We start from the raw sequence: 17,718 nt of genomic DNA, 5'->3' as shown, positions 1-17,718 counted from the left end.
GGCGCTTTGAAGGCAAGATCGTGGCGGTCCCGGCCCCGGTCAAGCAAGGGACATCTTGCGGCAGAAGCGGGGTGTCATGCGCCAGGCGCATGCAGGTCCAGCAACCCTTCCGGCAGCGGCATGAGGCGAGCCCCGAAGGTCCAGACCAGGGCGCAATCCACCCGCTTGCCGGGAAAGGCCAGGCGCAGAACGGCGCGGTAGGCGGCCATCTGGCGGAGGTACAAGGCCGCCACGCCGGAGACCTCCGTGGGCGGCGGCCGGTTGGTCTTGTAGTCCAGCACCAGCACGCGATCCGCCGTCACCAGCAGCCGGTCCACCTGCCCACTGACCAGCCTGTCCCCCACCTGGCCGGCGATGGGGGCCTCCGCCAGGCTGTCCGGGCCGAAGGCGGCGGCGAAATCGGGCGCGGTCAGCAGCGCCATCACCTCCGCCAGCGTCGCCGCCTGTTCGGGTTCGGGCAGCCCCTGGCCACGCCGGGCGAGGAAGTTGCGCGCGGCCTCCTCCCGCTCCGCCGGGGGGCGGTCGGGCAGATGTTGCAGCAGGGCGTGCACCAGGCGGCCGCGCCGGAAGCGCTGGCCGGAGGGGTCGGCGGAGCCATGCGGGGCGGCGGCGGGGGCCTCGTTCTCACCGGGGATGGCGGAGGGGGCGAGGGCATCCACCGTCACCTCCGGCGGCGCCGGGCGGCGCGCCCAGTCCGGCAGGTCGGCGGGGTCGGCCGGCGGCTTGTCCCGTCCATCCGGCACGGGCGGGGCTTCCTGCGGAGAGTCCAGCCGTTTCAGCGTGGTGCCGGCGAAGCCGGAGCCGGGCGGAGCCTCCATCGGCACTTCGGTCGCGCCAACTCGGGAAAACCCTTGGGCGATGAGGTCGTACCAGCAGGATTCGGGATAATCGCGCGCCTTGGGCCGCTTGCGCTGCCAGCCGCAGACCAGCAGCCGGTCCTCCGCCCGTGTCAGCGCGACGTAGAGCAGCCGGTGCTCCTCCGCCGCCCGCGCCGCCTTCTCCCGCGCCAGCAGGTCCGTGAAGGCCGGGGCGTGGTGGTCCTTGTTGGGGGCCCAGAGCGGCAGAGGCGGCGCGTCCTGCTCCATCACCCAGCGCACCTCCGTGCTGTCCCGCCCGCCGGCCACCGTATCCGGCAGGATCACCACCGGCGCCTGCAAGCCCTTGGCGCCGTGGACGGTCATGATGCGCACGGCGTCGCCGGCCGCTTCCTGGTCCCGCTTCACCTCCGCCCCGCCACGGCGCAGCCAATCGACGAAGCCTTGCAGGCTGGGCGGGTGGCGGCTGCCATGGTCGAGCGCGGCGTTCAGGAACTCATCCACCGGATCCGCCGCATCCGGCCCCAGCCGCGCCAGCAGTTTTGCGCGGCCGCGATGTTCTCCCAATATTTCGGCAAACAGCGCATGCGGCGTGACGACATCGGCGCGGGACATCAGCCCGGCGAGGAAATCCGCCGCTGCGCCTTCCGGCGTGGCCTGCCCCCGCGCCAGCGCCAATTGCCGCCACAGGCTGCCGTCCCGCCCTGCGGCAAGTTGCAGAAGCTGGTCGTCATCCAGCCCGATCAGCGGCGACTTCAGCGCCGCCGCCAGTTGCAGGTCATCCTCCGGCAGCAGCAGCGCATCGGCCAGCGCCAGCAGATCCTGCACCGCAATCTGCTCCACCAGGCGGATGCGGTCCGTGCCGCCGACCGTCACGCCCCGCTCCTTCAGCGCGCGCACCAGCCGCGGCAGCAGCCCGCCGGAGCGTTTGCGGACCAGCACCAGGATATCGCCTGCGCGGATCGGGCGCCCGCGGGCCGGCAACATCTCTCCGCTCTCGATCCAGCCGGCGATGCGCGCGGCCAGCGCCTCCGCCAGCAGCGCATCGGGTCCGGTGGCGGCGGCGGGCGTTTCCGGCACTTCCCAGGGCGGCGGCGGGTCGCCCTCCGCGCCATCCAGCATGGGCCACAGCTCGACGCAGCCAGAATGGCCGATGCGATCCGGGCGATGCCGCAGCACGTCGCCCGGCGCCACCACCCCATCCCGCGCAACGCCTTCGGCAAACACCGCATCCGCCAGCGCCAGAACCGGCGCGGTGGAGCGGAAGGAGACCTGAAGCTGCACATCCCGCAACTCCGCCCCCAGCGCCTGCAACCGCCCGGCAAAATGCTGCTGCCAGCGGCGGAAACCGGCGAAATCGGCGCCCTGGAAGGCGTAGATGGACTGTTTCACATCGCCGACGGCGAAGATGGTCCGTGGCGTGCCGTCCCGCCTCTCGGCGCCGGCACCCGCAAAAAATTCCTCGGTCAGCGCGGCGGCGATGCCCCACTGCGCCGGGTTGCTGTCCTGCGCCTCGTCCAGCAGCAGATGGTCCAGCCCGCCATCCAGCTTGAACAGCACCCAGGCGCTGCCCGGATCACGCAGCACCTGCCGCGCGGCGAGGATCAGATCGTCATAATCCAGCAGCCCACGCGCCTTCTTCCGCGCCCGATACCCTTCCAGAACCGGTGCGCCGAGGCTGAGCAGGGCGCGTGTCGCCGCCAGCAAGCGGCTGGCGCGCCGGCTGCCCTCCACGGCTGCCACGCGCTCGCCCTCGCGGCGCAGGATTTCGGCGCATTCGGCCTGGCGCGGGCCGACATCCTTGGTGGCGATGCGGACACGCGGCGTGCCGTCCTTCGTCAGCAGGATTTCCACCCAATCCGGCCAGCGCGCGGCGCGCTGGGCCGGGTGCAGTTCCAGCCAGGCCAGCAAATTGTTGCCGCGCGTCTTGTCATTGTCGTTGCGGCTGCCCTGCAACAGGCGCGCCGCGATCAACGCCTGGTCGTCCACCGCCTGCGCCCCGGCGGCGACCAGCGCATCCTCCCCGGCCGAATCCGGCAGGTCGAGATACGCCCCGATGGCGCTGCACAGCGCCGCCAGCGACCCCGTTTCCCGCAATGCCGTGCCGAGCCGTTCGCGGTCCCGGTCCAGCGCGCGCACCAGGTTGGAGAAGGAATCCGGCGGCACGAGGCTGGCGAGGGCCTCCAGCGCCGGGGCCTGGGCGGGGCTGACCAGCACCGCCTCCCGCGCCTCGGCCAGTAGGGCGGCGGCATCCGCCTCCTCCACCACGCCGAATTGGGGCGCGAGGCCGGCTTCCAGCGGGAAGGCGCGCAACAGGGACTGGCAGAAGGCGTGGATGGTGCTGATCCGCATGCCGCCGGGCAGGTCCAGCACGCGGGCGAACAACCCCCGCGCCGCATCCAGATCCCGCCGATCCGGCGCCCGGCCCAGCAGCCCCGCCAATCGCGCGGCGAGCTTAGCCTCAGGCTCTACCGCCCAGCGGCCGAGGTCGCGCGCCAAGCGATGCGCCATTTCCGCCGCGGCGGCCTTGGTGAAGGTGAGGCACAATATGGCGCCCGGCCGCGTGCCCGGCGCCAGCAGCAGCCGCAGCACCCGGTCCGTCAGCACCTTGGTCTTGCCCGACCCGGCCGAGGCGCCGACCCACGCGGAAGCGGCGGGGTCTGAGGCGCGGGCCTGTTCGAATTCGGCTTCCTGGCGCGGGGTGAGGGTCAGGCTCATTATTCGTCGCCCTCCGCATCCGCCCATTCCGCGACGCGCGAGAGATGGTCGTAGTCGCCACCCCGCGTCTTGCGTCCCGGATGCGGCCGGGCGGTGAAGGCGGCGTCGCCCAGCAGGAAGCGGTCCACCAGCGCGCCGAGGCGTTCGATCGCCGCGCTGGCCAGCTCCGCGACGTCCTCAGGTTCCGAAAGCATCTGCTTCTCTTCGCCCGCCGTCTCCCCGCCCGAGAGCTTCCAGTAAGTCAGCAGCCGCACCGCCGCACCGGGCACGCCTGCGAAGGCGCCCTCCGCGGCCATGGCGGCTTCCAGCGGCAATTGGGGCGCGCGGCCATCCTGCAATTCGTCGGTGCGCGGCAGGGTGCCGGTCTTGTAGTCGAGGATGGCGAGGCTGCCATCGCCCAGCCGGTCGATCCGGTCCGCCCGCGCCTTCAGCCGCACGGTGCCGCGCGGGCGGTGCAGGTCGAGCAGCCCGGCGGTCTCGGTCCAGCTTCCGGCGATGCCGCCACCCTGGCGCCTTTCCGCCTCCAGCCCCACCACGAAGGCGCCGATGCGGGCGAGCCTCGGGCGCCAGAACGCCGCCAGCGAGGGGCGCGGCCCCTGTGCCGCCAGCGCCGCGGCAGCCGCCTGGCCCCACGCCTCCAGCGCCGAATCCTCGCCCGGCCAGCCATTGGGCGCGCGGCTGATGGCATTCACGAAGCCGGACAGCGCGGCATGGACGATGATGCCGTAGTCCAGCGCGCCGACATCGGCATCCAACGGGTCCAGCTTGCGCAGCCGCAGGATGCGCTTGGCGTGGAAGGCGTAGGGGTCGGCCAGCAAATCGGCCACCTCCGTCACCGAAATTTCGCGCGGCCTTTGCGCCAGCGATGGCCGGGGCGCGGGGCGAGAGACGGGGGTGACGCGATCCGGCACGTCGAGCGCCGCGGCCATCCGCGCCGCCTCGCTGCCCGGCAGCACCAGGCCTTGCCCGGACAGGAAGGTTTCGAGCCGCGTCAGCCAGCGCGCCGGCACGGTGGGCGACCCGGCACGGCGGGCGGCGCGCGAAAACACCGCCTCCGGCGCGGCGCAGGCAAACAGAAAAAAGTCCATGCAGACGCGGCCGATGCGCGCCTCCGGTTCCGGCAGGCCGAATTGCGCGCGCATCGGGCGGCTCATCCAGGGGCCGGGGTCGGTCGCCAGCGGCCAGACCCCCTCATCCAGCGCGCCGAGCACCACCCGGTCGAAGGCCAGCAGCCGCGCTTCCAGCAGGCCGAGGATTTCCACGCGCGGATGCGCCGCGCCGTGCTGGCGGACGATGTAGGTGGCCACCCCTTCCAGGCTCGCCTCGAACAGTGCCGGCCACAGCGCCGGGTCCATCGGTGGCAGATGCTTCAGGGCGGGGCCGAGATCGGCCATGTGGCCGGCGAGCACCTCGCCCTCCTGCGCCGCATACAGGCGCAGCCCGCCCGGTTCCTGGCTGGTGGCGGCCAACGCCTCGGCGGCGGAGAGATGCGCCTCCAGCAGATCGGCCGGCGGCCGCGCCGCACCGTGAGCGGTGCTGAAATCACCGAGCGCCCCGGCCAGCGCCGCATGCAGCGTCAGCAAGGGCGGCTTGCGGTCATCCTCCGGCAGCGCCGCGATCGCCTGGCCCAGCCCCTCCAGCCCGCCCAGCGGCCGCGGCCCGCGCAGCACGCGGCGTTCCAGCAGCCGCACGGCATCGAGGAACGCCGCCCGGTCCATCCCCGCCGCCGCCAGCGGATGTTTTGCCAATGCCAGCAGGGGGACGGGGGCGAAATCCTCGGCGACGGTGCGGGCCAGCAGGCGGAGGAACACGCCCGTCGGCGTTTGCCCGAGTGGCTGGCCGGCGCTGTCATCGGCGCGGATGCCGTGGCGTACCAGCTCCGCCGAGACACGGCGGGCGAGGTCGCGGTCCGGTGTTATCAAGGCGGCGCGGGCGCCCCGGGTTTCCAGGGCCTCGCGCAGCAGCAGGGCGATGGCGGCGGCCTCCGTCTGCGCCTCCGGCGCGGCGACCAGGCGCAGGCCAGTGAGGCCGGGCGCCCAGGTCTCGGGCGAAGGCACGGTCCAGGGCTGCATCCCCTCCGGCGGGCGCAGCGCCATTTCCAGCAGGGCGACGCGGGCGGCGGGGACAGCGGGCGCGGCCTCGGCGCAACCATGCCAGCGCCGCACCTGGCGCGGCTCCGCGCCCATGGCGTGCAGCAGGCGGCCCTGGCTGCAGAAGGGGTGGGTGGGGGAGCTGCAGATCGAATCCCAGATCGCGGCGAGTTCCGCCCGGTCCAGCCCATGCAGCACCACCGCGCCCTGTGGCAGCCCGGCGAGCACGCGCAGCAGCTCCACCGCCGCCGGAATGGTGCCGCCGATGCCGATGCCGGCGGCGATCACGGGATGCTCCGGCGGGTTTTCCTGCCAGGCGCGCGTCTGTTCGCGCAGCGCCAGCACCCGGCGCAGGCCGATATCGAGCAGGCCCTGTTCTTCCAGCCAGCCCGCCCAGGCGGTGGCAACGCCGCGCAGGAAGTGGGTGGTGATCTGCCAATGGGTCGCCTGGGATTCCGGCACCAGGCCTTCCAGCCGGCCGAGCCAGGTTTCGGTGAACTCGCCGGGCGTACCAGTGGCGAGCAGCGCCGTATCCGGCTCCTCCAGCGCGATCTCGTCGAAGATTCGAGAAAGTTCGGCGGCCAGAAGCCAAGCCTGCTCTGGCGTGCCGGGGCCGCCATGGCGGGGCGGCAGGCGGATCACCAGGCTGGTCAGCACCGCCTGCCGGGTCAGTGCCGGAACCGCCGGCGGCAGGTCCAGCAGCGTCGGCAGCGCCAGCTCATCCGCATCTTCGGTGGACAGGCCTGCCAGGGCCCGCATCCGCGGCAGCAGCAGCGCACGGCCCTCCGCCCGGGCCAGGAAGGCATCCCGCAACCCGCGCGCGGAGCGCCGCGTCGGCAGCAAGATGGTGGCGCGGGACAGGGCTTCGGGCGGCCTGTCGCGGAAATCCGCGAGCACCCCGGCGGCGAGGCAGTCGAGGAAGGGCAGCTCGGCCGGGATGTCGAAGAGATTCATGTTCCGTTCCAGGCTAGCAGCCCGGCGCGCCTCAGAACAGCGCCGTCAGCATCCCCGCCCGCAGCATCGTCTCCGCCCGGTCCAGGTCGCGCGGTGTGGACAGGTGAAACCAGGCGCCGTCATGCACCAGGCCGAACAGGCGGCCGGATTCGATGGCGCGGTCATAGACCAGGTTCAGGCTGAACGGCCCCTCCGGCACATCCTGGAACAGCGCCGGGGAGAGAACCTGCACGCCGCCGAACAGATAGGGCGAGATCTCCCGCTCCTCCGGGCGCCGCAGCGCGCCCATCGGATCGACGAAAAAATCGCCGCGCCCGGCGTCCCCATCCACCTGCGCGGTGCGGACCAGCAGCAGCAGCGCGTCCATGCGCTCCGGGTCGAATTGCGCCGCCAGCCGCGCCAAGGCGGGGGTCGGGCCATCGAGCCAGAAGGCATCGCCATTCACCACGGCGAAGGGCGCCTGCCCCAGATGCGGCAGGGCGTGGGCGACGCCGCCGCCGGTCTCCAGCAGCACCTCCTCCCGCAGCACCGTCCGGTCCGGCGCGTCATGCGCGGCGACGGACTCCGCCACCTGGTCGGCGAACCAATGGGCATTGACCACATGATGCTGCACGCCGGCATCGCGCAGCCGGTCCAGCGCGTGGTGCAGCAGGGACCGGCCTTCCAGCATCAGCAGCGGCTTCGGCCGGTCGTCGGTCAGCGGCCGCATCCGCGTGCCGAGCCCGGCGGCGAGCACCATGGCGTGGGTCAGGGCGATCATGCCGCTTCAGTCTCCAGCCCCGCCGGATTGGCGCGCAGTCCGGGGGGTACATGCATGTCGAGAAATTCGGCCAGTGGCGCGGCCGCCTCGTGCTCCAGCGCCCGCGCCAGCAGCGCCCAGCAGCGCGGCCCGTGGCGCAGGTAGTGCGACTTGCCATCCCGCCGCGCCAGCCGCACCCAGAGGCAGGCGACGCGCAAATGCCGCTGCGCCGCATGGGCGGCCATGGCGCCGCGGAATTTTTCCGGGTTCAGCTCCGGCCTCAGTTCCAGATACCGGGCAATACAGGCCTCGCGCAGTGCCGGGTCCACATCCCGCCGCGCATCCTCGACCAGGGAGACCAGATCATAGGCCGGGTGGCCGAGTGCGGCGTCCTGGAAATCCAGCAGCCCGACATCGGCGGGCGGCGCACGGTCCGGCAGCGGCATCAGATTGGCGGGAAAGAAATCCCGGTGCACGAAGCCGGCGGCGGCATAGGGCGCCAGCATGGCGTGGATCGCGCGCCCGAAATCGGCGCCGATCGCCTCCGCGGGTGGCTCACCGAACGCAGCAGGCCACCACCATTCGAGAAAAGTGGCCGCGGCGGTATCGGCCATGCGGACGGAACCCCATTCCGGCAGGCCCTCGGGCGGCGGCACCGCATGCAGCCGGGCGAGTGCTGCGGTCGCGGACAGGTAGTGCGGCGCCGGCTCCGCTCCGGCATCCAGAAGCTGCGCCATGGTGCTGGCGCCGAAATCCTCGATGAGGGCAAAGCCCTGGCGCGCATCCGCCGCCAGAACCTCCGGCGCCGAAAGCCCGGCCGCCCTCAGATGCGCGGCGATCGCGATGAAGGGGCCGAGATCCTCCTGCGGCGGCGGTGCCTCCATCAGCAGCGCCGGGCGAGGCCCGCCGACCAGGCGCGTGTAGCGGCGGAAGGAGGCATCGGCCGGTAAGGGCTGACGCGCCGCGCCCACGAAATCGTTCTCGGCCAGGAAGGCGACCGCCTCCGCCTTCATGCGCCCAATCCTTGCAGTCGTCCGGCCCAGCCGGTCAGGGTTGCCACGCGCGATGTCTCCGTCGGGCCGGGTGCCAAAGTGAGGGTCAGCGCCTCCGCCGGTCGCAGCGCGCCGAGCCGGTCCGGCCATTCGATCAGGGAAATTCCGTCCCGCGCTTCCTCCCAGCCCAGTTCGTCCAGGCCCTCGGGACCATCCAGGCGCCAGAGGTCGAAATGGAAGGCCGGGCCGGTGGGCAGGTCGTAGGACTGCACCAGGGTGAAGGTGGGCGATGGCACTTCCAGCGCCGGATCACCGGATGACGCGCGCAGGAAGGCGCGGGCGAAGGCGGATTTGCCGGCGCCCAGCGGGCCTTCCAGCAGCAGCGCATCGCCCGGCCGGGCGCGCGCAGCGAGCTGCGCGGCCAGTGCCGCGGTGGCGGCCTCATCGGCCAGGGGGAGAACCAGGGGGAGAATCAGGGGCATGCGCGGCGGCAATCTGCCCCGGCCCCGCCGCACCGCACAAGCCGCGCCCTTGATCCAGGCTGCCGCTTGGTCCAAGCAACGGCCAGACACCTGAAACGAGGGCAGAATGTCGGCGGTTGTCGAGACGGATGTGGCGATCATCGGCGCGGGTCCGGTCGGGCTTTTCGCCGTGTTCGAATGCGGCATGCTGCGGATGAAGACGGTGGTGGTGGACGCGCTGGGCGAGATCGGCGGCCAGTGCAGCGCGCTGTATCCCGAAAAACCGATCTTCGACATCCCGGCCCACCCCGAGATTGCCGGCGCCGACCTGATCGCCGCGCTGCACAAGCAATGCGCCCCCTTCAACCCGATGCTGATGCTCGGCCGCCGCGTGGATGGGCTGCGGCAGGAGGGGGAGAAGCTGGTGCTGACCACCAGCGAGGGCGATGTCATCACCTGCAAGGCGGTGATCCTGGCCGCCGGCGCCGGCGCCTTCGGCCCCAACCGCCCGCCTCTGGACCGCCTGCCGGAATTCGAGGCGGCCGGCGCCGTGCGCTACCTGGTCAGCAAGCGCGAGGAATTCCGCGGCAAGCGCGTGGTCATCGCCGGTGGCGGCGACAGCGCGGTGGATTGGGCGCTGAGCCTGAAGCAGGTGGCCGCCCACGTCACCGTGGTGCATCGCCGCGACAAGTTCCGCTGCGCGCCCGAAAGCGCCGCCCAGCTCAAGCAGGCTGCGGAGCGTGGCGAGATCGAGCTGGCCATTCCCTACCAGCTGCACGGCCTGGAAGGCGAAGGCGGCGTGCTGACCGGCGTGTCGCTCGCCACGCTGAAGGGGGAGGTGAAGACCGTGCCGGCGGATCATCTGCTGGCCTTCTTCGGCCTGTCCATGGAACTCGGCCCGATCGCGGAATGGGGCCTGGGGCTGGATCTCAGCCACATCACGGTGGAGCCCGCCACCTGCGCCACCAACATTTCGGGCGTGTACGCCATCGGCGATATCGCGACCTATCCCGGCAAGCTGAAGCTGATCCTGCAGGGCTTCTCGGAGGCCGCCATGGCCGCGCATGCCATCCACCCACGCGTCTTCCCGGGGGAGGCGCTGCATTTCGAGTATTCGACCAGCAAGGGGCTTCCGGTCCCGGGCTGAACCTGGACGCCGGCGCAACCGCCGGCCGCGGCTCCGCGTTGAAGGGGTGGCGGCTGGATAGGGCCGCGCCGGGGTGCCAGCTCTCCGGGCGACAGCAACCGGATCGAGACAAATGCATGCAGGCTGCGGCGCAGACCATGAACCCCGCTGGAATGCCGATCCAGGCAACCGGCGAAACCGCGGCCGAGACCGCAACCCGCACCATTGAGGTCGGCTCCGCCATCATCCAGGACAAGGTTCTGTCCTGGTCGGCCGGGTTCCAGTACCTGCTGCCCAACATCGTCGTTGCCCTGCTGGTCATCGGCATCTCCGTCGGCTTCGCCTGGATGGTCGCGAAGGCTTTCCGCCGCTGGGCGCGGCGGCGGGACCGGGACAATTTGGGCGAAGTGCTTGGCGCCTTCCTGAAATGGGTGGTGATATTCCTGGGCGTGCTGATCGGAATGACCATCGTTATGCCGTCCCTTCGGCCCGGCGACCTGGTCGCGGGCCTCGGCGTTGGCTCTGTCGCCATCGGCTTCGCGTTCAAGGACATCCTGCAGAACTGGCTGGCCGGCGTGCTGCTGCTGCTGCGCCAGCCCTTCCGGCCCGGCGACCAGATCATCGTCCGGGGATATGAGGGGACGGTGCAACGGATCGAGACCCGCGCCACGATCATCCGCACCTATGATGGCCGCGATGCCATCATTCCGAATGCAGACGTCTATTCAAATCCGGTCACGGTCAATACGGCGCATGATCGGCGGCGCGACGAATATGATCTCGGCATCGGCTACAGCGACGACATCGAAGCCGCGCGCCGTGCCATTCACGCCGCCCTCCGCGACCTGCCCCAGATCGAGCAGGAGCCGGCGCCGGAGGTGCTGGTCTGGGACCTGGCCGGGTCCAGCGTGAACCTCCGCATCCGCTGGTGGACGCATCCGCGCCGCATGGATGTGGTCCTGGCGCGCTCCGCCGTGCTGCAGGCGGTGAAGCAGGCGATGGACCGGGACGGTATCGACATGCCTTTCCCCACGCAGGTGATGCTGTTCCACGACCAGACCGAGGAGATCGATGGGGTGCGGGGCGAACAGCGCGAGGGCTGGCCCAAGCGCAAGACGGAACGCCAGCCCCGCCCGGCCAGACATATCGCGGCGGGCGACCCGCCCGTGCGCGAGGCTGTCGGCGGTGCGGAGGACTGATACCTAACCCATCGATCGTGACCTGCGCCCGCCGCAGGCGGGCGAGCGCCCGAATGGGCGCGGCGGTTTATGCCGCGTAGCCAAGCCCGCGGATGCGGGCGCCGGCCGAGGCCGCGAATGCGGCGAGCCAAGCAACGCGCCGGCGCTTGAGGCGGTTGGAGCTATAGCTCCAGCCGGTCACGATCCGCGGGATTTGGTATGACGCCAACGGACGCACTGCATTTCGCATCCTCTACCAGCAAAGGCTCGCCAGTGGTGGGCTGACGCGCGTCGCCCGGCGCGCCACTCTGCCGGAATGGCAGCCAACGCTTCACGACAGGGTTTGATGCAGGCGCTCGGCGCCCCGGCGCTGGCCATGGGCGCCACCTTCCTCGCCTTCGGCGCGGCGGTGGCCGAGGCGGGGTTGTCGCTCGGTTGGGCGCTGATCTGCACCGGCGCGGTCTATGGCATGGCGGGGCAACTCGTGCTGCTGCAGGTGGCGGCGGGTGGTGGTGCGGCACTGCCGGCCACCATCGCGGCGACCGCCGCCAATGCCCGCTTTCTGCCCATGGCGGTGGCGATCGCGCCGTTGCTCGGGCGCGCGGGGCGGCGCTGGTGGGCGCTGCCCTTCATCGCCATCACACCCTGGGCCGCCGGGATGCGGGTGCTGCCGAACCTGCCGGAGGTATCGCGGCTGCCCTGGTTCCTCGGCTTCGCCTTGGCGAGCTGGTGTGTTGGCCTGGCGGCGACCGCCACCGGGCACCTGGCCGCGCCGCATCTGCCGGCCGATCTGCGCGCCGCGCTGCTATTCGCCAACCCGCTGTATTTCTGCCTGCTGCTGGCCGCCGATGCGCGCCGCCCCGGCGTTGGCCCGGCGCTGCTGGCCGGGGTGCTGGCGGCGCCGCTGGCCTATGGGCTCGGCGGCGCCTGGGGGCTGCCGCTGGCCGGGCTGGTGGGCGGGACGCTGGCCTTCCTATGGGGGCGCTGGCGGTGATACCAGATCTCATGGATCGGAACCTGCGGCCGGCGTCACCGCGCAGGCGTGCTCGACGCACGACGCCGGCCGAGGCCGCGAATGCGGCCCGCCGCTTATGCGGCACGCCGAAGGCATGCCTGCGGCATGATGAGCCAAGCAAAGCGCCGGCGCTTGAGGCCCGGATCGGTCACGATCCGCGGGATTTGGTATGAGTCAGGCGGATTGGGCGCTGGTGCTGACGATCGGCATCGGGCTGGCGCTGCGCGGGCTGGGCCTGCTGCTGGGTGGCGCGCTGCGGCCGGATCATCCGGCCATCGCCTGGGCCTCCGCCGTTTCCGTCGCCACGCTGGCGGCCTTCGTCACCCTGGCCATCGCCGTGCCTTCGGGGCTTTTGGCCACCGTGCCGCTGTCGGCGCGGCTTGCCGGGTTGGCCGCCGGAGGCCTCGCCTTCTGGCTGCTGCGCGGCCGCCTGCTGCCGGCGATGGCGGCGGGGCTGGCCACGCTGCTCCTGGTGCGCTTGGTCGCCGGCTGAGACAGCCTGCGTGAGGCACGGCGCCCATATTCAGGTGCCGAAGCCGTAAAGCCGCGCCGGGTTATCCACCAGGATCGCCCGCCGCTGCGCCGCATCCGGCGCCCAATCCGCCAGCAGGTCCAGCAGCGCCGAATCATCCGGGATGGTGGTGGCGTTGGGATGCGGCCAGTTGGTGTCCCAGACCATCCGCTCCGGCGCCGCCGCCACCAGCGCCTGGGCCAAGGGCGTGACCGCGGCAGGCTGGGCCTGATCCAGGCTGTAGGGGGAGGACAGCTTCACCCAACCGCGCCCCGCCTGCACCAGATCCATCACCACCGCCCAGGCCGGATGCGCCGCCCAATCCGCCAGCGGCAATTGGGCAAAATGGTCGAACACCACCGGGCAGGGCGCCGCGCGCAGCACCGGGGCCAGTTCCGCGATCAACGCCGCGCCGGCAAAAATCTGCATGTGCCAGCCGAGATCCGCCATGCGGCGTGCCAGCGGCGCCACATCCGCCGGCGCCAGCGGAATGCCCTGCACCAGATTGGCCCGCCCGCCGACCACGCCGGCTGCCGCCATTTCTCGCGCCTGGCCGGCATCAAAATCCGGCCGCACCACCGCCACCATGCGGGCCCGCCCCGGCCCGGCCGCGCGCAGCGCCGCCAGGTGCAGGGTGTTGTCCAGGCCATAGGTGGAAGGCTGCACCAGCACCTGCCGCTGCACGCCGAGCCTTGCCATCAGCCTTGCATGGTCCGCCAGCGTCGCGCTGGCATGTTCGCGCGCGCCGGGCGCCACGGCTGTGGCCGCGTCATAGACATGGTGGTGGCAATCCACCGCCCCGGGCGGCACCACCAGGCGCGGCGGGGCCAGGCTGGCGGTAAAGGGAATTCTCGCGGCGTCATCCATGCCGCATAAGCTACAGCCAGAAGACAGGCCGCCGGAAGCCGCGGCAGGACGGAGGAAGCGAACATCGTGCTGCGGGTATTCTTGACTCACACGCCGGAAATGCGCGGCGGCTACTATGCCGACGCCCCCATCGCGGCGCTCCGCCAGGTGGCGGAGGTCACGCTGCATACCGGCGATGCGCCGCTGTCCGGCGCCGCCCTGGCCCAGGCCGCCGCCGGCTGCCACTGCATCGTCGCGGACCGTGCCACCGCCGGCACCGCCGAGACTTTTGCGCACGCGCCGGATCTGCTGGCCTTCCTGCGGGTGGCGGTGGACATCTCCACCATCGATGTGCCCGCGGCGTCTGCCGCCGGAGTGCTGGTGACGCAGGCGACGCCGGGTTTCGTGGACAGCGTGGCAGAGCTGGCCATCGGCATGATGATCGACCTGGCGCGCGGCGTTTCGCCGCTGGCCGGCGCCTATCACCGCCACGCCCCGCCCGGGTCCCGCATGGGCACGCAGCTTTCGGACAAGACGCTCGGCATCCTCGGCTGGGGCCGCATCGCGCGGCGGGTGGCGGAACTGGCGCTGGCCTTCCGGATGCGGGTGCTGGTGCACGACCCCTACAACCCGCCCGAGGCGATTCCGGGCGTCACCGCCGTGTCGCTGGACCAGCTCTGGGCGGAGGCGGATTTCCTGGTGCCGCTCGCCGTCTCCACGCCGGAGACGCGGCACATCGTGGGCGCCCGCGCCTTCGCCGCCATGAAGGACGGCGCGCTGCTGGTGAACCTGTCGCGCGGCGAATTGGTGGATGAGGCCGCACTCGCCGCCGCGCTGGATGGCGGCCGGCTGCGCGGCGCCGCCATGGATGTCGGCAGCGCGCCGGACCAGCGGCCGGACCCGGCGCTGGCGGCGCGGCCCAATGTGGTGGCGACGCCGCATATCGGCGGGCTGACGCCGGAAGCGGCCGAACACCAGGCGATGGACACGGTCCGCCAGGTGGCCGCCCTAGCCGCCGGGCGGATGCCGGATGGCGCGGTGAACGTCGATGCGGCGCAGCGGCTGCGCGCCTGGTGGCAGAACCAGGCAGCCCGGTGAGGACATTGCCGTGACGCTGCGGCGCCTGCCCCTGCCGCCCGGGCGGCAGATGATCGCGGATCTGTCCTGGGCCTCGCTGCGCGTGCCGCGCTGCACGCTGACGGCGCGGCTGGCGCTGCCCCGCGCGCTGGCCGCGCGCGCCGCGCTGCCGGCGCCACGGCCGCCCTGGACCATCCTGTTCACCAAGGCTTTTGCCTTGGTGGCGGAGGACCAGCCCGCCTTGCGCCGCCTGCACGCCACCCTGCCCCGCCCGTCGCTGCTGGAGGCGCCGCACGCCATCGGCTGCATCGTGCTGGAACGCGCGCATGAGGGGCAGCCGACCCTCGCCTTGGCCCGCTTCCTGGAGGCGCATGACGTGCCGCTGGCCCGGCTGGCGGCGCAACTCCACCACGCCAAGACCGCGCCGCCCACCGAATCGCGCCACTTCCACCGCCTGCTGCGCTTCGCCCGCCTGCCCTGGCCGCTGCGCCGGCTGATGCTGCGCTGGGCGCTGGCCAGCGCCACGCCGCTGCTGCGCTATGGCGGCACTTTCGCCGTGTCGTCCCTCGGCAGCCGCCCGGCCGCGATCGTGGACAGCGTCAGCGTGCTGCCCTGCTTCCTGTCCTACGGCCCGATCGGCGCCGATGGCGGGGTGGGGGTGTTCCTGTCCTTCGACCATCGCGTGATGGACGGCGCCGATGGGGCCGCGGCGCTGGAGGGGCTGGAACAGGTGATGGAAACGCTGGTGGCGGCGGAACTCGCCGCCATGGCCCAGCCTATGCCGGTGGAATAAGCGCCGCCCGAATCCAGAACGCCATCGCCACCACCCCGGCGGCGGCCAGCAGGAAGGCCACGGTGAAGCCGGCCGCGACGATGATGCCGCCGAACACCACCGACCCCAGGCTCTGGCCCAGGAACAGCGCCATGGCGAAGGCCGCCACCGCGGTGCCACGGGCTTCCGGCAGGGCTTCCGTGGCGCGCGCCTGCAACACGCCATGCAGCATGAAGAACAGCAGCCCCACCGCGCATTGCGCCACCGCGATCATCCACCAGGCATTGGCCAGGGCGAAGACGGTCAGCGCGAGCGCGATGCCGATGCCGCCCCACAGCACCAGCCCCCGCTCCCCCAGCCAGCGCAGCAGCCGCGCGGCGGTCTGTGTGTAGAACAGCGAACCCAGCCCGAAGCTCGCCGCCACCGCCCCGGCGCCGGCCGCGGACAGGCCGAACCGTTCGATCAGCAGGGACGCCAGGAACGGAAAGGCGCCGCCGAACAGCAGGAAGCCGTTGGTCCCCGCCGCCAGCAGCAGCCGCCGCCCCGGCTTGCGTTCCAGGATGCGCAGGAAGCCGGACAGGCCGAGCGTGCGCCCCGCCCCCTCCGGCATCCGCCACAGGGCCGGGCCGAGGCGCAGCGCGAAGAACACCGCCATCCCCGCCGTCATCACGCCCAGCGCCAGGAACACGCTGCGCCAGCCGGCATACTCCGCCAGCGCGCCGGACAGCGGTGCTGCCAGAAGCTGCGAAATCACCATGCCGGTCAGCAGCTTGCCGATCATCGCCTGGCGATGCTCGTAGGCCACCTGGTCGCCGATATGCGCCATCAGCAGGGGGATGACCGCGGCGCAGGCGAGGCCCGCCAGCACCCGCACCATCAGCAGCGTGCCGAGATCACCCGCGAAGGCCGAGCCGATCTGCGTGCCGGCATACAGCGCCAGGGACAGCGCCACGATCGGCATCTTGCCGAAGCGGTCGCCGAGCGGCCCCATGACCAACTGCCCGATGCCATAGGCCAGCGCGAAACCGCCGATCAGCGGCGCCACCCCGCCGAGGCCGACGCCGAATTCCCGCGCCAGCATGGGCAGCAGCGGGTCCAGCATCCGCATGCCGCAGCCGATGGTGAAGGCGGCCAGCGCCATCAACCAGATGGGGGGATTTATGACTGTCGCCGCGGTAGGCCGCGGCGGGGTGCTCACGCCGCGTCCCGCGGCAGGGTGCTCACGCCGCGTCCGCCTTCACCCGGCGCACCCGTTCGCTATCGGTCTTCAACTGCCCGCAGGCGGCCGAGATGTCCCGCCCGCGCGGGCGGCGCACCGGGCTGGAATAGCCGCCGGCCTCCAGAATCTCGGCGAAGGCGCGCACGGCCTCCCCGGTGCTGGTCTTGTAGGCGCTGCCCGGCCAGGGGTTGAACGGGATCAGGTTCACCTTGGCCGGCAGACCCTTCAGCAGCCGGACCAATTCGCGCGCCTCCGCCGGGCTGTCATTCACGCCGCGGAGCATGACGTATTCGAAGGTGATGCGCCTGGCGTTGGAGGCGCCGGGATAGCGCCGGCAGGCGGCCATCAGCTCCTCGATCGGGTATTTCCGGTTCAGCGGCACGATCTGGTCGCGCAATTCGTTGGTCACGGCGTGCAGGCTGACGGCGAGGTTCACATTCAGCTCCGCCCCGCACTTGTCCATCATCGGCACGACGCCGGAGGTGGACAGCGTGATGCGGCGGCGCGACAGGGCAATGCCCTCATTGTCCATGACGATCCGCATCGCCTTGGCGGTGTTCTCGTAATTGTAGAGCGGCTCGCCCATGCCCATGACGACGATGTTGGACAAATGCCGCGCGGTGCCGTCCTTCGGGCTCGGCCATTCGGCGTAGCTGTCCCGCGCCGCCATGAACTGGCCGACGATCTCCGCCGCGCCCAGGTTGCGCACCAGCTTCTGCGTACCGGTATGGCAGAAGGTGCAGGACAGGGTGCAGCCCACCTGGGTGGAGATGCAGACGGCGCCGCGATCCTCATCGATCGAGGGGATGTACACCGTCTCTACCTGCTGCCCGTCGCGGTAGCGGAACAGGAATTTGCGGGTGCCGTCGGTGCTGGTCTGCACCGCCGTCGCCTCCGGCCGCCCCACCACGAAACGCTCCGCCAGCTTCGCCTGCATCGGCTTGGCGATGGAGGGCATCTGCGAGAAATCGGTGACGCCCTGGTGGTAGATCCAGTGCCAGAGCTGCTTGGCGCGGAACGGCTGCTCGCCGATCGCCACCATCTCCGTGGCCAGTTCGTCCCGCGTCAGACCCACCAGGTCACGGCGGCCATCAGGCAGCGTGGCGGGCGGCGGGGCGAAGATCGCGGCCTTGGCCAGGATGCGTGCGCGTTCAGCCTCCGAGAGATCAGGCCCCGCAGGATCGGGGGCGGTCTGGCTCACGGCG

The 17,718-nt window shown here is 71.7% G+C and carries 14 protein-coding genes; 6 read left to right on the top strand and 8 right to left on the bottom strand.

Translation table 11 applies throughout. The annotated features are described in order from the left end of the window. Nucleotides 1-74 precede the first annotated feature (74 nt). The 5 genes from addA to tsaE are packed head-to-tail and all read right to left on the bottom strand — an operon-like array spanning nt 75 to nt 8,790. Complete coding sequence (gene addA / locus ACFHNC_RS00680) at nt 75-3,533, bottom strand: double-strand break repair helicase AddA (RefSeq protein ID WP_437167273.1); 3,459 nt, start codon at nt 3,531-3,533, stop codon at nt 75-77. Then, the gene (addB, locus tag ACFHNC_RS00675; RefSeq protein WP_437167272.1) at nt 3,533-6,577 is read right to left on the bottom strand and encodes a double-strand break repair protein AddB; all 3,045 of its coding nucleotides are present in this window, start codon (nt 6,575-6,577) and stop codon (nt 3,533-3,535) included. Before addB ends, addA begins: the two co-directional genes overlap by 1 nt. A 31-nt stretch (nt 6,578-6,608) precedes the next feature. Beyond that, nucleotides 6,609-7,337 (bottom strand): nucleotidyltransferase family protein, encoded by a 729-nt coding sequence (locus tag ACFHNC_RS00670; protein ID WP_437167271.1) that lies wholly within the window; start codon nt 7,335-7,337, stop codon nt 6,609-6,611. Then, nucleotides 7,334-8,329, bottom strand: coding sequence for an aminoglycoside phosphotransferase family protein (locus tag ACFHNC_RS00665; protein ID WP_437167270.1), 996 nt, complete (start codon nt 8,327-8,329; stop codon nt 7,334-7,336). The genes ACFHNC_RS00670 and ACFHNC_RS00665 overlap by 4 nt, the downstream gene beginning before the upstream one ends. Further along, the gene (tsaE, locus tag ACFHNC_RS00660; protein WP_437167269.1) at nt 8,326-8,790 is read right to left on the bottom strand and encodes a tRNA (adenosine(37)-N6)-threonylcarbamoyltransferase complex ATPase subunit type 1 TsaE; all 465 of its coding nucleotides are present in this window, start codon (nt 8,788-8,790) and stop codon (nt 8,326-8,328) included. Before tsaE ends, ACFHNC_RS00665 begins: the two co-directional genes overlap by 4 nt. A gap of 106 nt (nt 8,791-8,896) precedes the next feature. Between tsaE and ACFHNC_RS00655 the strand changes: the two genes are divergently transcribed. The 4 genes from ACFHNC_RS00655 (at nt 8,897) to ACFHNC_RS00640 (ending at nt 12,581) form a co-directional block, all read left to right on the top strand. Continuing rightward, nucleotides 8,897-9,916 carry an NAD(P)/FAD-dependent oxidoreductase gene (locus tag ACFHNC_RS00655; RefSeq protein WP_437167268.1) on the top strand — a complete coding sequence of 340 codons (1,020 nt, stop codon included), beginning with the start codon at nt 8,897-8,899 and terminating at the stop codon, nt 9,914-9,916. A 152-nt stretch (nt 9,917-10,068) separates the two neighbouring features. Next, nucleotides 10,069-11,094, top strand: coding sequence for a mechanosensitive ion channel family protein (locus ACFHNC_RS00650; protein WP_437167267.1), 1,026 nt, complete (start codon nt 10,069-10,071; stop codon nt 11,092-11,094). A 325-nt stretch (nt 11,095-11,419) separates the two neighbouring features. Next, on the top strand, nt 11,420-12,067 hold the full coding sequence (locus ACFHNC_RS00645) for an AzlC family ABC transporter permease (RefSeq protein ID WP_437167266.1): 648 nt from the start codon (nt 11,420-11,422) through the stop codon (nt 12,065-12,067). 190 nt (nt 12,068-12,257) lie between these two features. After that, nucleotides 12,258-12,581 (top strand): hypothetical protein, encoded by a 324-nt coding sequence (locus ACFHNC_RS00640; protein WP_437167265.1) that lies wholly within the window; start codon nt 12,258-12,260, stop codon nt 12,579-12,581. A 30-nt stretch (nt 12,582-12,611) separates the two neighbouring features. Here ACFHNC_RS00640 and ACFHNC_RS00635 read toward each other — a convergent pair whose 3' ends face one another. Next, nucleotides 12,612-13,466, bottom strand: a complete 855-nt coding sequence (locus ACFHNC_RS00635; protein WP_437167264.1) for an amidohydrolase family protein — start codon at nt 13,464-13,466, stop codon at nt 12,612-12,614. 66 nt (nt 13,467-13,532) lie between these two features. On the opposite strand from ACFHNC_RS00635, the gene ACFHNC_RS00630 reads away from it, so the two are divergent. Together ACFHNC_RS00630 and ACFHNC_RS00625 are read left to right on the top strand one after the other, a co-directional pair. Beyond that, nucleotides 13,533-14,543: an NAD(P)-dependent oxidoreductase gene (locus ACFHNC_RS00630; RefSeq protein WP_437167263.1), complete on the top strand. Its 1,011-nt coding sequence runs from the start codon at nt 13,533-13,535 to the stop codon at nt 14,541-14,543. Nucleotides 14,544-14,553: 10 nt separating this feature from the next. After that, entirely contained in the window at nt 14,554-15,315 is a 762-nt protein-coding gene (locus ACFHNC_RS00625) for a hypothetical protein (protein WP_437167262.1), read from the top strand. Here ACFHNC_RS00625 and ACFHNC_RS00620 read toward each other — a convergent pair. Next, nucleotides 15,299-16,435, bottom strand: coding sequence for an MFS transporter (locus ACFHNC_RS00620; RefSeq protein WP_437167261.1), 1,137 nt, complete (start codon nt 16,433-16,435; stop codon nt 15,299-15,301). The two genes, ACFHNC_RS00625 and ACFHNC_RS00620, sit on opposite strands and share 17 nt — an antisense overlap. A 79-nt stretch (nt 16,436-16,514) precedes the next feature. Next, nucleotides 16,515-17,714 (bottom strand): 23S rRNA (adenine(2503)-C(2))-methyltransferase RlmN, encoded by a 1,200-nt coding sequence (rlmN, locus tag ACFHNC_RS00615; RefSeq protein ID WP_437167260.1) that lies wholly within the window; start codon nt 17,712-17,714, stop codon nt 16,515-16,517. Nucleotides 17,715-17,718 lie beyond the last annotated feature (4 nt).

This window comes from Falsiroseomonas sp. E2-1-a4, assembly GCF_051433165.1.
Lineage (GTDB): Bacteria > Pseudomonadota > Alphaproteobacteria > Acetobacterales > Acetobacteraceae > Falsiroseomonas.
The sequence above is the reverse complement of the archived record's forward strand: the minus strand, read 5'-3'. Positions and strand labels throughout refer to the sequence as shown.

Excerpts from the sequence above, each read along its gene's own strand:
- ACFHNC_RS00670 (WP_437167271.1), bottom strand. The coding sequence starts at position 7,337 with ATGATCGCCCTGACCCACGCCATGGTGCTCGCCGCCGGGCTCGGCACG.
- ACFHNC_RS00635 (WP_437167264.1), bottom strand. The coding sequence starts at position 13,466 with ATGGATGACGCCGCGAGAATTCCCTTTACCGCCAGCCTGGCCCCGCCG.
- ACFHNC_RS00645 (WP_437167266.1), top strand. The coding sequence starts at position 11,420 with ATGCAGGCGCTCGGCGCCCCGGCGCTGGCCATGGGCGCCACCTTCCTC.
- ACFHNC_RS00655 (WP_437167268.1), top strand. The coding sequence starts at position 8,897 with ATGTCGGCGGTTGTCGAGACGGATGTGGCGATCATCGGCGCGGGTCCG.
- ACFHNC_RS00665 (WP_437167270.1), bottom strand. The coding sequence starts at position 8,329 with ATGAAGGCGGAGGCGGTCGCCTTCCTGGCCGAGAACGATTTCGTGGGC.
- addA (WP_437167273.1), bottom strand. The coding sequence starts at position 3,533 with ATGAGCCTGACCCTCACCCCGCGCCAGGAAGCCGAATTCGAACAGGCC.
- ACFHNC_RS00650 (WP_437167267.1), top strand. The coding sequence starts at position 10,069 with ATGCCGATCCAGGCAACCGGCGAAACCGCGGCCGAGACCGCAACCCGC.
- ACFHNC_RS00620 (WP_437167261.1), bottom strand. The coding sequence starts at position 16,435 with ATGGCGCTGGCCGCCTTCACCATCGGCTGCGGCATGCGGATGCTGGAC.
- ACFHNC_RS00640 (WP_437167265.1), top strand. The coding sequence starts at position 12,258 with ATGAGTCAGGCGGATTGGGCGCTGGTGCTGACGATCGGCATCGGGCTG.
- tsaE (WP_437167269.1), bottom strand. The coding sequence starts at position 8,790 with ATGCCCCTGATTCTCCCCCTGGTTCTCCCCCTGGCCGATGAGGCCGCC.
- addB (WP_437167272.1), bottom strand. The coding sequence starts at position 6,577 with ATGAATCTCTTCGACATCCCGGCCGAGCTGCCCTTCCTCGACTGCCTC.